Here is a 13,185-nt window from a genome sequence, read left to right on the forward strand (position 1 = left end):
GAGGAGCCCGTCGAAGATGAACAGCGCGAAGGCGACCGAGCCCACGAGCGGGCTGAGCAGGACCGCGACGCCGCTGATGAGCACCGCGCTCAACCCCGCCCGCCCCAAGCGGCGCGCGTCCTCCCGCGACAGATCGGGGATCGCTCCCGACCGCACCGCCCAGGCCCACTGCACCCATCCCAGGAGGATCGCGAGGAAGAAGTTCACCGGCAGCAGCACCCGTCCGAGCAGGAACTCGGAGTAATCGGTGTCGAGCGAGGAGGTGAAGGGCACCAGGACGACGAGCAGCAGACGGATGTTGTTGATCCACAGTCCGGCCTGGTCGATGCGGACGATCCACTCGAACTGCCGCACGTGCGTCATCCACATGATGCACAGGATGAGGAAGCTGATGACGAACGAGAACACCGGATGCAGGAGCGCCCCGATCGCCGCGGCGAGATCGGCATCCGAGTTCACGGTGCCCAGCGACTGCGAGGTGAGTCCGAGCACGAGCAGCGTGGCCGCGATCGCGAAGACGCCGTCCGTGTACGCCTCGGCCCGTCGCGCCGAGACGGTGGCCTCAGGATGCCGAGTGCGCCGGATCATGCGGACAGCGTAGCGTCGCCCCGCGGAACGTCGAGGGGCCGGACAGTCGCCTGCCCGGCCCCTCGCACGTGACCTACTTCTTGTAGTTCGGTGCCTCGACGACGATCTGCACGTCGTGCGGGTGCGACTCCTTCAGGCCCGCCGAAGTGATGCGCACGAACTTGCCCTTGGACTTCAGCTCTTCGACGGTGCGCGCACCGACGTAGAACATGGACTGGCGGAGGCCACCGATGAGCTGGTACGCGACAGCCGCCACGGGGCCGCGGTAAGGGACCTGACCCTCGATGCCCTCGGGGATGAGCTTGTCGTCGCTGGGGACGTCGGCCTGGAAGTAGCGGTCCTTCGAGTACGAGGTCTTCTTGCCCCGGGTCTGCAGCGCGCCCAGCGACCCCATGCCGCGGTACTGCTTGAACTGCTTGCCGCCCTGGAAGACGATCTCGCCCGGCGACTCGTCGGTGCCCGCCAGGAGCGAACCGAGCATCACGGTGTCGGCTCCGGCGACGAGGGCCTTGGCGATGTCGCCCGAGTACTGCAAGCCACCGTCGGCGATGACCGGGACACCGGCGGGGATCGCGGCCTGCGCGGCCTCGTAGATCGCGGTGACCTGGGGCACGCCGACGCCCGCGACCACGCGGGTGGTGCAGATCGAGCCCGGGCCGACGCCGACCTTCACGGCATCCACACCCGCGTCGATGAGCGCCTGAGCACCCTCGCGCGTGGCGACGTTGCCGCCGATGACGTCGACGTGGGCGAAGGACTCGTCGGCCTTGAGACGGCGGACGATGTCGATGACGCCCGCCGACTGACCGTTGGCGGTGTCGACGACGAGCACGTCCACGCCTGCATCGCGCAGCGCCTCGGCGCGCTGCCACGCGTCACCGAAGAAACCGATCGCCGCACCGACCCGCAGACGACCCTGCTCGTCCTTGGTGGCGAGGGGGTACTTCTCGCTCTTGTCGAAGTCCTTGATGGTGATGAGTCCGGCGAGCTTGCCGTCTTCGTCGACGAGGGGGAGCTTCTCGACGCGGTGCTTCGCGAAAGTGGCGATGACGTCGTTGGCGTGGATGCCGACGGGCCCGGTGATGAGACCGTCCTTCGTCATGACGTCCTTCACCAGCGTGGTCTGACGCTCGAATCCCGAGACGAAGCGCATGTCGCGGTTCGTGATGATGCCGACGAGCACGCCGTCGGGGTCGATGACCGGCAGACCCGAGATGCGGTACTGCGCGCACATCGCGTCCACCTCGGCGACGGTGGCATCCGGAGTCGTGGTGATGGGGTTCGAGACCATGCCCGACTCGCTGCGCTTGACCTGGTCGACGATGCCGGCCTGGTCCTCGATCGAGAGGTTGCGGTGGACGATGCCGATCCCTCCCTGACGGGCGATCGCGATCGCCATGCGCGCCTCGGTCACCGTGTCCATCGCGGACGAGAGGAGGGGGGTTGCCACGGTGATGCGCCGGGTGAGTCTCGACGACGTGTCGGCTTCGCTGGGGATGACGTCCGTGTGCCCTGGGAGAAGGAGGACGTCGTCATACGTCAGTCCGATGAAACCGAAGGGGTCGTGCTGCTCCATGGATCCTCCTGCGCACGCGGCGCCTGTTCGAAAAGGGACGACGTCGGCCGGTGCGCGCACGGCGCTCCGCTCTGAATTCTAAGCGTCGGGGGCGGTTGTTTCATTCCCCGCGCCTGTCCGGCAAACGCAACCGCGATGACACGGTTCGCTAACGGCGACGAGCCGAAACACGAACGACACATTACGCTCGTACCGTCGATCGTCGAAGCTGACGACGACATCGTCAGCGTTGCCGAACTGGAGACTCCGTGGGTCATTCCTCCCCCACCGCGACACGATCGCGATCCCTTCCCCGTCTAGCCCTCCTCGTCTCGCTCCTGGCCAGCGCCGTCGCTGTCCTGAGTCTTCTGCTGGCCGCCCCGGCCAGCGCACAGACGACACCGACCCCCGCGGCCACCCCGGGCACCGGCGACATCTCGACGCAATTCACCATCGGCGGCATCATCCAGGCCGACGGCGAGCCGGTGGAGGGCGTCGAGATCGCCGTCGAGGGCTCCGGTTTCTCGGAGATCGGCACCACCCGCTCCGACGGCCGATGGTCGGTGTCCGTCCCCGGGCCCGGCTCGTACACGGCGACCCTGCAGGTCGACACGTTGCCCGACGGCGTCGCTCCGCGCGACCCCGACAACGTCAGCCGCGACGTGACGGTAGGCACCACCAACACGGTGAACGTGCTCTTCCCGACCGGCGAGGGCACGACCGTGACCGGCTCGATCTGGGACACGTTGTTCTCGAGGTTCATCTACGGCTTGAATTTCGGTCTGCTGCTCGCCCTCGCCGCGATCGGCATCTCGCTGATCTTCGGCACGACGGGCGTGAACAACTTCGCCCACGGTGAGATGCTCACCTTCGGCGCGATCATCTTCTACGTGTTCACGTCGATGGGATGGAACCTCCTGTTGGCGGTCCTGCTCACCGTGGCGCTGTCCGCCGCGCTCGGGTGGACCCAGGATGCCGTGCTCTTCAAGCCTCTCCGCAAACGCGGCGTCGGGCTCGTCCAAGTACTGATCGTCACGATCGGCCTCTCGATCGTGCTGCGGTACCTCTACCTCTATTTCTTCGACGGGGGGACGCGCAACATCGACACCGGCATCACCGAAAACGTCACGATCGGGCCGGTGACGATCACGCTCACCTCGCTCATCAGCATGGGCGTCAGCGTCGTCATGCTCGCCGCCGTGGCCTACTTCCTGACCCGCACGCGCATCGGCAAGGCCACGCGCGCCGTCAGCGACAACGCGTCGCTCGCGGCGGCATCCGGCATCAACGTCGATCGCGTGATCCGCATCGTCTGGGTCCTGGCGGGCGCGCTGACCGGCTTGTCGGGCGTGCTCTACGGGCTGTACCGCGGCGTCACGTGGGACATGGGCTTCGCGATCCTGCTCCTGCTGTTCGCGGCAGTGACCCTGGGTGGTCTGGGCAGCGCATTCGGCGCCCTGGTCGGATCGCTCATCATCGGCATCATCACGGAACTGTCCACCATCGTCATCCCCCCGGACCTCCGGTACGCGGTGGCCTTGATCGTGCTCATCGGCGTGCTGCTGTTCCGGCCGCAAGGTGTGCTCGGTCGTAAAGAGCGAATCGGCTGAGGAAGAACGACATGGACTGGCTTTCGATTCTCAACAACGCCGCGGGCGAGCTCATCAGCCCGACCACCGCGGCCTACGCCCTCGCCGCGATCGGACTCAGCGTCCACTTCGGCTACGCGGGTCTGCTCAACTTCGGTCAAGCGGGCTTCATGGCCGTCGGCGCTTACGCCTTCGCCATCTCGACCCTGTCGCTGGGCACCCCGGTGTGGCTGGCGATCCTCATCGCGATCGCCGCCTCGGTGGTGTTCGCGTTCATCCTCGGCATCCCCACCCTGCGTCTGCGCGCCGACTACCTCGCGATCGTCACCATCGCCGCGGCGGAGATCGTGCGCTACGTCGTCTCGACGGTGGGCCTGACCAGCATCACCGGCGGCTCGCAGGGCCTCAACGGCTACAACCGCGATTTCCAGGGTCTGAACCCCCTGCCCGAGGGCACCTACGGAATCGGCCCCTGGACCTATTCCGCCAACGACTGGTGGGTGCGCGTGTTCGGCTGGGGTCTCGTGATCCTCGCCACGCTTCTCGTCTGGATCCTCATGCGTAGCCCCTGGGGTCGCGTGGTGAAGGGCATCCGCGAGGACGAGGACGCGGTGCGCAGCCTCGGCAAGAACGTGTACTCCTACAAGATGCAGGCGCTCGTGCTCGGTGGCGTCATGGGCGGGCTCGCCGGCGTCGTGTTCATCCTCCCCCGGGCCGTCCAGCCCGGGAACTACGGCACGGCGCTGACGTTCTTCATCTGGACCGCACTGCTGCTGGGCGGCGCCGCGACGCTGCTCGGACCCATCGTGGGCGCCGCACTGTTCTGGGTGCTGCTGTCGCTGTCGAACGGCATCATCGTGGGACTGCGGGACGTCGGCATCCTGGGCTTCATGAGCACCACCCAGGCCGGGCAGGTGCGCTTCATCATCGTCGGGATCGGGCTGATGCTCCTGGTCATCTTCCGGCCGCAGGGCATCTTCGGCAACAAGAAGGAGCTGTCGTTCAATGTCTGACACGACCGTCACCCACCCCCTGGTGAAGGGCGAGGTCGGCCCCGGCTGCGCGAAGGTCGACCCGATCGTCGTCGCCGACGGTGTCACGCGGCAGTTCGGCGGCCTCAAGGCCGTCGATGTCGAGCACCTCGAGATCCCCCGCGGACAGATCACGGCCCTGATCGGCCCGAACGGCGCCGGCAAGACGACGCTGTTCAACCTGCTCACCGGCTTCGACAAGCCCAACACCGGTCGCTGGAGATTCGAGGGGTCCAACCTCGCCGGCGTCCCCGCCTTCAAGGTGTCCCGCAAGGGAATGGTCCGCACCTTCCAGCTGACGAAGTCGCTCGGTCGCCTGTCGGTGCTGCAGAACATGCTGCTCGGGGCGCGCGGGCAGAAGGGCGAGAACATCTTCCGCGCCATGATCCCCTCGATCTGGCGCTCGCAGGAGAGGGTGAACACCGAACGCGCCGACGATCTGCTGCGCCGGTTCAAGCTGGATGCCAAGCGCGAAGACTTCGCCGCGTCGCTCTCGGGCGGTCAGCGCAAGCTCCTCGAGATGGCTCGCGCCCTCATGAGCGACCCGAAGCTCGTCATGCTCGACGAGCCGATGGCCGGCGTGAACCCCGCCCTCACCCAGAGCCTGCTGGGTCACATCCTCGATCTCAAGAGCGAAGGCATGACCGTGCTGTTCGTCGAGCACGACATGCACATGGTCCGCCACATCTCGGACTGGGTGGTCGTCATGGCCGAAGGCCGGGTGGTCGCCGAGGGACCGCCCGAGACCGTGATGAGCGATCAGGCCGTCATCGACGCCTACCTCGGCGCCCACCACGACACCGACCTCGGCGACATGACCACCTCGCAGCTCGCGACGATCGAGGCCGAGGCCGCGGCCGAGGCAGATGCCGAGATCGCCGCCGACGAGAAGGACGGAAAGCTCCGATGACCGCCACCGCCACCCGCACTGCGGTGCTGCGCACCGACGACCTCGTCGCCGGCTACCTGCCCGGGGTGAATATCCTCAACGGCTGCTCGGTCGACGCCTACCAGGGCGACCTCATCGGCATCATCGGCCCCAACGGCGCGGGAAAGTCCACGCTGCTGAAGGCCATCTTCGGTCAAGTCAAGATCCGCGGTGGAGCCGTGCTGCTCAACGGCGAGGACATCACCTCTCTCAAGGCCGACAAGCTCGTCGGCAAGGGCGTGGGAATGGTCCCCCAGAACAACAACGTGTTCCCGAGCCTGTCGATCGAAGAGAACCTGCAGATGGGGCTGTTCCAACGCCCCAAGGTCTTCTCGGAGCGCTTCGAGTTCGTGACCGGCCTGTTCCCCGAACTCGCCAAGCGTCGCCGCCAACGCGCCGGCTCGCTCTCGGGCGGCGAGCGCCAGATGGTCGCGATGGGTCGCGCGCTCATGATGGACCCGTCGGTCCTGCTTCTCGACGAGCCCTCCGCCGGCCTCTCGCCGGTGCGCCAGGACGAGACGTTCCTCCGGGTCGCCGAGATCAATCGCGCGGGCGTGACGATCATCATGGTCGAGCAGAACGCGCGCCGCTGCCTGCAGATCTGCCACCGGGCCTACGTGCTCGATCAGGGCAAGGACGCCTACACCGGCACCGGCCGCGAGTTGCTCACCGACCCCCGCGTCATCGAGCTGTACCTCGGAACCCTGGCCGCCGACGAGGACGCCAAGCGCGACGCACGGGAGACCGAGGCCTGATCCGCGCGCGTCCCGTGGGGGCGACGCTCACCCTGGTGGGTGTCGCCCTCGCGGGGTGCTCCTCGAACCCTCCTCCCCTCGTTCCGGACGGGCTGACCGTCTCGGTCATCCAGCAGCGCGGAGACATCGCACCGGGACGAGCACAGCTGCGCCTCGCCAACGGGTCGGACCAGCCGATCACCGTGGTCGCGGCCACACTCACGTCCGCCGCACTGTCGGAGCCCGCCGCCTGGTCAGCGCGCCGCGCCACGTCGCTCGCCCCCGGCCGCGTCGTCGACCTGCCCCTGCCGCTTCCCCCGGTGGCCTGCACCACCGGAGACGACGGCCCCCGCGTGATGCTCGAGGTCGCGGCTGACGGCGGCACCCGAAGCGTAGACATCACCGCCGACGACCCCCTGCACGTCCTGGAGCGCCTCAGCGCCACGCAGTGCGATCAGGATGCGGTCGACGCCGTGGCCCACGTCGAGGCGACGGCGGTCGCTCCGCACGGCGACGGCACCGCCGACCTCACGATCTCGATCACTCCGGCCGACGGCGGCTCGACATCGGCGCTCGATCTCGTGGCCCTGCGCGGCACTCCGCTTCTGCGCTTCGCCGCCGGGGACGAAGCGCCGCTCGGCGCAGCGGTGAGGTCGGGGGACGCGCCGTCGACGCTGAGCGTCGCCGTGACACCACGTCGGTGCGACCCGCACGCGATCGCGGAAGACAAGGTCGGCACGCTGTTCGACCTCGTCGCCCGCCTCGACGGGAGGGACGTCACCCTGTCGCTGGCGCGTCCGCAACCGGTCGCCGACGCGCTGCTGGCGTTCACCGCCGCCGCGTGCGGCCGTGTGCGTCCGCGTGAGGGGTCAAAATTTGTCGCTTCGGATGATCCCAGGCGACAGATCTTGACCCCTCACGCGGCGGATGCAGGAAGAAGGGCCCGGATGCCGCGGCATCCGGACCCTTCCCGATCGGGTCAGATCACTCGTTGAGCGAACCGAACTCCGTGTTCAGCAGGGTGTACTTGTTGTCGGCACCGTACTGGTAGATGCCGATGTACGCCTCGGTCGGGTCACCGTTGTCGTCGAACGTGATCGGGCCCGAGACACCGTCGTAGTCGACGTCCTTGCCCTCGTTGATCAGCGCGAGGCAGTCGGCGAAGGTGGTGCACTTCTCGCCACCCTCGGTGACCGACTTCAGGTTGTCGCGGATCGCCGTGCCCGAGTCGTCCTTGGCCTGCGCCGCGGCGAGGGCCGCGACGATGACCGCGTCGTAGGACTCCGGCGCGTAGCTGAAGTCGGTGAGCGCGGGGTCGACCGTGAGGAGTCGGCTCTGGAACTCGGTGTCGGCCGGGTTGCCGGGCAGGGTGCCCTTGGCTCCCTGGAGCGTGCCCGCCTGGAACTCGTACGAGTTGGACAGGTTGCCGTCGACGAAATACACCTTCGATCCCGGGTAGCCCTGGGTGTTGACCAGCTGCGGGATGATCGACGAGGTCTCCTCGAACGCGATCACGGCGATCGCGTCCGGCTTGGATGCCAGGAGCTGGTCGACCTGCGACGTGAAGACGGTGTCGCCCGGGTTGTACGGGACGGCGACCGAGACCTCGCCACCGGCGGCCTCGACGGCCTTGGTCGCGTTGTCCTTCAGGCCGATGCCGTAGGGGTCGTTGATGTAGATGATCCCCACGTTGGCGGCGCCGTCGCCGGTCATGAGGTTACCGAGCACGCGCCCCTGCAGGACGTCCGAGGGAGCGGTACGCCAGTAGTACCCGTCGTCGGCGTAGGTGGTGAAGTCGGGCGACGTGTTGGCCGGCGAGATCTGGACGATGCCCGCGTTGACCAGCTGGTCGATGAAGGTGAACGACACACCGGACGACGCCGCACCGATGACGACGTCGGCACCGGCGTCGACGAGCTCGGTCGCCGACTGGGTGGCGATGTCGGTCGTGGTGTCACCCGAGTCGCGCTCGGTGAGTTCCGTCGTGAACGGGAACGCGTCGCCCGTGGCCTCGATGTCCTGGATCGCGAGCTTGACACCGGCGACCTCGGGCGGGCCGAGGAAGGCGAGGTTTCCGGTGGCGGGCAGGATGGTGCCGACGTGGAAGACCCCGTCAGCGGTGGACACGGCGCCTCCGCCGGATGATGCGCTGGGCGCGGCGGCGTCGCCGCCACCACCGGCGCAACCGGCGAGGACGAGCGCGCTGGCACCGACCAGGGCGAGACCGCCCAGGGCCTTGCCGGCACGCGTACGCGTGAAGACGCTCATAGTGCTCCTTGCTATGGATGAACGTTCGACGACACAGGGGTGCCGTCTGGTGTCCTAAACCTAATCGCCTCCACGTTTTCGTCGTGTTGCCGTTCGTTAACGATGTGCGTCGCCGAGGTCACGGCGTCATAACGCCCTCTAGACGGGCTCGGCGACATCCGATACAAGCGGACGGCGACGCCGCGCGGCGACGAGCGAATCGACGCTCAGCATGATCAGCGCGAGCCAGACGAGCGAGAACCCGATCCACCGCTCGACCGTCATCGGCTCGTGCAAGACGGACACGCCGATGACGAACTGGATGATCGGCGCGACGAACTGGATGAGCCCCATGACGGTGAGGGGAGCACGGCGCGCCCCGGCGGCGAAGAGCAGCAGCGGGATCGCGGTGATCACTCCGGCCGCGGCGAGCAGGCTCGTGTGCAGCGGACCGTTGGCCCCCATCGTCAGACCCGTCGTCGCCGCGACGACGACCAGCTGCACGGCAGCGACCGGGAGGAGCCAGAAGGACTCGAGAGTCAGTCCGCTGACGGCATCCACCGAGGGTCCGATCTGCTTCTTCACGAGTCCGTAGAGACCGAAGGAGAAAGCCAGGGTGAGGGCGATCCACGGGAAGCTGCCGTACCCGACCACGATGACGAGGACCGCGACCACCGAGAGTCCGATCGCGATCCACGGCACGAGACGAAGGCGTTCGCGCAACACCGTCACGCCGAGGAGCACGGTCACGATGGGGTTGATGAAGTACCCCAGACTCGTCTCGATGACGTGACCGGTCAGCGCACCGATGAGGTACGTCTGCCAGTTGACGTAGATGAGCACACCGGCCACCGCCGTCAGCGCCAGGAGCCGGGGCTGCCGGACGATCGCCAGGAACGGCCGCCACGCGCGCAGCACCGTGAGCAGGATCAGGCAGAACACGAACGACAGCGCGATGCGCCAGGCGACGACTTCCCACGGGCCGGTCGGCTCCAACTGGAGGAAGTACAGGGGCAGCACGCCCCACAGGAGATAGGCGGCGAGGGCGAAGAGGCCGCCACGCACGGCTCCCGAGGCGGGCGGCGAAGCGGGGGTCACTTCCTCAGACTAAGCCCGCGCCCCGCCGCGGGTCCGCCGGTCATCGCGCATTCCCTGCCAAAGACGGGAACCCCGGATGCCGAGGCATCCGGGGTTCCCGTGAGGATCGCGAAAGATCAGCGCACGACCACCGCGAGGACGTCGCGAGCCGAGAGCACGAGGTACTCGTCGGCGCCGAACTTGACCTCGGTGCCGCCGTACTTGCTGTAGAGCACACGGTCGCCGACGGCGACGTCGAGGGGGACACGGTTGCCGTTGTCGTCGATGCGGCCGGGGCCGACGGCGACGACTTCGCCCTCCTGCGGCTTCTCCTTGGCGGTGTCGGGGATGACGAGACCACTCGCCGTGGTCTGCTCAGCCTCGACCTGCTTGATGACGATGCGGTCCTCGAGCGGCTTGATGGAAACCGACACGGTCTACCTCTTCTTTCTCGTTACAGAAGACTTGTCAGCACTCACGCGGGGAGAGTGCTAATTCGAGTGTAGAGAAGCACTGGCACTCATGCAACGCGAGTGCCAACACATTCCGCGCTTAGGCTGGCCGGGTGGAGATCGCCGAGCTGACCGCGCTGCTCACGCCCGGTGGCCTGACTCTGCTCGATGAGGTCGGACCGATCGCCACCACCGACGATGCCGCCCGCGCCGTTTCGCGCCTGCGGGCGGCCGGGCACTCCCCCGAACTCGTCGCCGCCGTCGTCGGCCAGGCACGACTGCGCGTGCGCGCGGCGGCGAAGTTCGGCCCGTTCGCCGACCGGATGCTGTTCACCCGCGCGGGGCTCGAGCAGGCCACGCGACTGTCCATCGCCGCGCGGCACGCGGGACGCTTCCGTGCCGCGGGCGTCACGTCGGTGGCCGACCTCGGCTGCGGGATCGGCGGCGATGCTCTGGGCCTCGCCGGGCTCGGCATCCGGGTGCACGCCGTCGACGCCGACGAGGTCACGGCCGCGATCGCCGCGTACAACCTCGCGCCCTTCGGCGACGCCGTCACCGTGGCTCACGGGCGCGCGGAGGACGCCGACCTCGACGGAGTGGATGCCGTGTGGCTCGACCCCGCGCGGCGCACGGCGGGGCACGGCGAAACGCGGCGCGTGTCGGCCGACCAGTGGTCGCCGTCGCTGGACTGGGTGTTCTCGCTGCTGCGGCGGTGGCCCGGCGGGGTGAAGCTCGGACCGGCGTTCGACCGGGAGTTGATCCCGGACGACGTCGAGGCGCAGTGGATCAGTGCGGACGGGTCCACGATCGAGCTGGTCCTGTGGTCGGGGAGCCTCGCCCGCGAGGGCGTGCGCCGCGCCGCTCTGGTCGTCCGCGGCGACGACGCGTGGGAGCTCACCGCCCCGACCGACGCCCCCGACGCCGAACCCCGCGAACTCGGCGCCTTCGTGCACGAGCCCGACGGTGCCGTCATCCGGGCGCGGCTGATCGGCGAGGTGGCTCGCTCGCTCGAGGCGGGAATGCTGGCCCCCGGCATCGCGTACCTGACCTCGGACGCGGCCCTCACGAGCCCGTTCGTGTCGTCGTTCCGCGTGCGCGAGGAACTGCCGACCGACACGAAGAAGCTGGCCCGGGCGTTGCGCGAGCGCGGCATCGGAACACTGGAGATCAAGAAGCGCGGGGTCGACGTCGATCCCGCGACCCTGCGGACGCGCCTGGCGCTGCGCGGGGAGGACTCCGCGACGCTCCTGTTGACGCGCATCGCGGGTCGGAGACGCGCGCTCCTCGCCGACCGCGTGGACTGAGCCCGCTCGCCGAGGCCGCGATCAGGCCGGGGCCGCGGCGTCTCCGCGGGTCGCGAGGAAGTCGTCGACCCGGTCTCTCGTCGCCGTCAGTGTCCGGATGCGCTCCGACAGGTCGTCCCGCACCCGCGCGAGCTGCACCACGAGCGCGTCGTGCGCGGCGGCCGGGGCCTCCCCGGTGCAGGCGAGCACCGACGTCACGACCTCGCGGGGAAAATCCATCCCGAAGAGCATCTGGATGACGATCGCCCGGTCGACGACGGAGTCGTCGTAGCGACGGTAGCCATTGGGCTCGCGCTCCGACCCGATCAGGCCCAGCTGCTCGTAGTACCGCAGGGAACGCGCACTCACGCCGCTGCGGGCGCTGACCTCGCCGATCCTCATCGCTTCCCCCTTGACCTTGACACGATGTCAATCTATACGCTCGCTGACGCCGCGGCCCACGGTGCGCTACGGCAGGAGGGAACCATGAGCGAGCACATCCCGGCGGCGAGGCGCACCCGGACCTTCGTCGTGGCGGGCGCGCCGGAGGGACCACCGAACCGACCGCTCGTGCTGGTCTTCCACGGATCGAGGCAAGACGGCGAGGGCCACCGCCGGTTCACCGGCCGCGCCCTGGACGGGCTCACCGACGAGGGACGCGCGGTGATCGCGTACCTCGACGGATATCGGGGCAATTGGAACGACGCCCGCGCGCAGAGCACCTTCCCCGCCAGGCGGCACGGGATCGACGACATCGCCTTCGCCCGAGAGGTCGTCCGCTCCCTCGCCGCGACCCACGGCATCGACACCTCGGCGGTCGTCGGCGTCGGCTTCTCCAACGGCGGCCAGATGATCCTCCGATTGCTGCACGAAGCGGAGGGACTACTCGCGGGTGGCGTCGTCGTCGCGGCCACCATGCCGGAGCGGGAGAATTTCCTCGCCGGGTTCTCGACGTCCACCGCCCACCCCGTACCCGTGACGATCGTGGCGGGCACCTCCGACCCGATCGTGCCGTTCGACGGCGGACGGATGCCGTGGTGGGCACGGAAGCTCTTCGCGATCGACGGGACGACGCTCTCGGCGACGGCGACCGCCGAGTACTTCGCGCAGCGCAACGGAATCACCGAGACCCCCGAGAGCCACGGCGCCGGACCCGGGAGCACCCCGATCGAGACGATCCGCTACCGCCAGGAGGGTCGACCGCCCGTCACGCTGCACGTCGTCCACGGCGGCGGCCACACCGTGCCCGGCCCCGCGACCGGTCTCCGGGTCGGACGCACCGGCGAGCACCCCGGCATCCGGGACATCGTCGCCGACATGCTGTCCGCGCTGCGGGTCTAGATCGTCGAGAGCTGCGGCAGCGCCCAGAACAGCCACCCGGCGCTGAAGACCACCGACACGACGGCGAGCACGAGAGCCCACACCGCCACCCGGCGGCTGTCGTGCGCGCGGCGCAGCGAGATGATCGAGGAGACGATCGCGACGACGCCGAGCGGCAGCAGCACCCCCGCGAACAGCGAGGCGACCAGCGCCGCGACGGCGAGCGCCAAGGCCCACGGCGCGACCGAGGGCGGGGCGGTCGGCACCGGCGGGCTCCACGGCAGGACGTGCTCGCCGAAGGCGGCCCGTTCCAGTTGCGCCGTCGGGAGGCGCTCGTCGTCGAAGGCGTCGCCCGCGGCGATCTGCTCCGCGGCCGTCGGC

At 68.7% G+C, this 13,185-nt stretch carries 13 protein-coding genes and 1 pseudogene; 7 read left to right on the plus strand and 7 right to left on the minus strand.

Going from position 1 to position 13,185, the window contains the following annotated elements:
• A partial coding sequence (locus tag FE256_RS15450; RefSeq protein WP_138177435.1) for a TMEM175 family protein occupies window positions 1-588 on the minus strand: 588 nt, incomplete at its 3' end.
• A 73-nt stretch (window positions 589-661) separates the two neighbouring features.
• Window positions 662-2,164: an IMP dehydrogenase gene (gene guaB, locus FE256_RS15455; RefSeq protein ID WP_138177437.1), complete on the minus strand. Its 1,503-nt coding sequence runs from the start codon at window positions 2,162-2,164 to the stop codon at window positions 662-664.
• A gap of 248 nt (window positions 2,165-2,412) precedes the next feature.
• Here guaB and FE256_RS15460 point away from each other — a divergent pair, with 248 nt between their 5' ends.
• Genes FE256_RS15460 through FE256_RS15480 form a run of 5 tightly spaced genes read left to right on the plus strand, consistent with a single transcriptional unit; the run spans window position 2,413 to window position 7,420 of the window.
• Entirely contained in the window at window positions 2,413-3,753 is a 1,341-nt protein-coding gene (locus FE256_RS15460) for a branched-chain amino acid ABC transporter permease (protein WP_138177439.1), read from the plus strand.
• Between the two features lie 11 nt (window positions 3,754-3,764).
• On the plus strand, window positions 3,765-4,745 hold the full coding sequence (locus tag FE256_RS15465) for a branched-chain amino acid ABC transporter permease (RefSeq protein ID WP_138177441.1): 981 nt from the start codon (window positions 3,765-3,767) through the stop codon (window positions 4,743-4,745).
• Window positions 4,738-5,673 carry an ABC transporter ATP-binding protein gene (locus FE256_RS15470; protein ID WP_138177443.1) on the plus strand — a complete coding sequence of 312 codons (936 nt, stop codon included), beginning with the start codon at window positions 4,738-4,740 and terminating at the stop codon, window positions 5,671-5,673. The genes FE256_RS15465 and FE256_RS15470 overlap by 8 nt, the downstream gene beginning before the upstream one ends.
• On the plus strand, window positions 5,670-6,446 hold the full coding sequence (locus FE256_RS15475) for an ABC transporter ATP-binding protein (RefSeq protein ID WP_138177445.1): 777 nt from the start codon (window positions 5,670-5,672) through the stop codon (window positions 6,444-6,446). The genes FE256_RS15470 and FE256_RS15475 overlap by 4 nt, the downstream gene beginning before the upstream one ends.
• Window positions 6,447-6,481: 35 nt before the next feature.
• On the plus strand, window positions 6,482-7,420 hold the full coding sequence (locus FE256_RS15480; protein WP_138177447.1) for a hypothetical protein: 939 nt from the start codon (window positions 6,482-6,484) through the stop codon (window positions 7,418-7,420).
• Here FE256_RS15480 and FE256_RS15485 read toward each other — a convergent pair.
• The 3 genes from FE256_RS15485 to groES all read right to left on the minus strand — a co-directional run bounded on the left by FE256_RS15485 (window position 7,410) and on the right by groES (window position 10,183).
• Window positions 7,410-8,693, minus strand: a complete 1,284-nt coding sequence (locus FE256_RS15485) for an ABC transporter substrate-binding protein (protein WP_138177449.1) — start codon at window positions 8,691-8,693, stop codon at window positions 7,410-7,412. The two genes, FE256_RS15480 and FE256_RS15485, sit on opposite strands and share 11 nt — an antisense overlap.
• A 138-nt stretch (window positions 8,694-8,831) precedes the next feature.
• Window positions 8,832-9,770, minus strand: coding sequence for an EamA family transporter RarD (gene rarD, locus FE256_RS15490; RefSeq protein ID WP_138177451.1), 939 nt, complete (start codon window positions 9,768-9,770; stop codon window positions 8,832-8,834).
• A 116-nt stretch (window positions 9,771-9,886) separates the two neighbouring features.
• Window positions 9,887-10,183 carry a co-chaperone GroES gene (gene groES / locus FE256_RS15495; protein WP_039394204.1) on the minus strand — a complete coding sequence of 99 codons (297 nt, stop codon included), beginning with the start codon at window positions 10,181-10,183 and terminating at the stop codon, window positions 9,887-9,889.
• A 131-nt stretch (window positions 10,184-10,314) separates the two neighbouring features.
• Between groES and FE256_RS15500 the strand changes: the two genes are divergently transcribed.
• Window positions 10,315-11,505: a class I SAM-dependent methyltransferase gene (locus tag FE256_RS15500; RefSeq protein ID WP_138177454.1), complete on the plus strand. Its 1,191-nt coding sequence runs from the start codon at window positions 10,315-10,317 to the stop codon at window positions 11,503-11,505.
• Between the two features lie 21 nt (window positions 11,506-11,526).
• On the opposite strand, the gene FE256_RS15505 is transcribed toward FE256_RS15500, so the two are convergent.
• The gene (locus FE256_RS15505) at window positions 11,527-11,886 is read right to left on the minus strand and encodes a MerR family DNA-binding transcriptional regulator (RefSeq protein ID WP_138177456.1); all 360 of its coding nucleotides are present in this window, start codon (window positions 11,884-11,886) and stop codon (window positions 11,527-11,529) included.
• Between the two features lie 84 nt (window positions 11,887-11,970).
• Here FE256_RS15505 and FE256_RS15510 point away from each other — a divergent pair, with 84 nt between their 5' ends.
• Window positions 11,971-12,825 (plus strand): CE1 family esterase, encoded by an 855-nt coding sequence (locus tag FE256_RS15510; protein WP_171024370.1) that lies wholly within the window; start codon window positions 11,971-11,973, stop codon window positions 12,823-12,825.
• Here FE256_RS15510 and FE256_RS18260 read toward each other — a convergent pair.
• Window positions 12,822-13,185, minus strand: a pseudogene (locus FE256_RS18260) (hypothetical protein); the annotation flags it as partial. The gene FE256_RS15510 and the pseudogene FE256_RS18260 overlap by 4 nt on opposite strands.

The sequence above is a fragment of the Microbacterium sp. 5K110 genome, from assembly GCF_005774735.1.
In the GTDB taxonomy this organism is placed as follows: domain Bacteria; phylum Actinomycetota; class Actinomycetes; order Actinomycetales; family Microbacteriaceae; genus Microbacterium.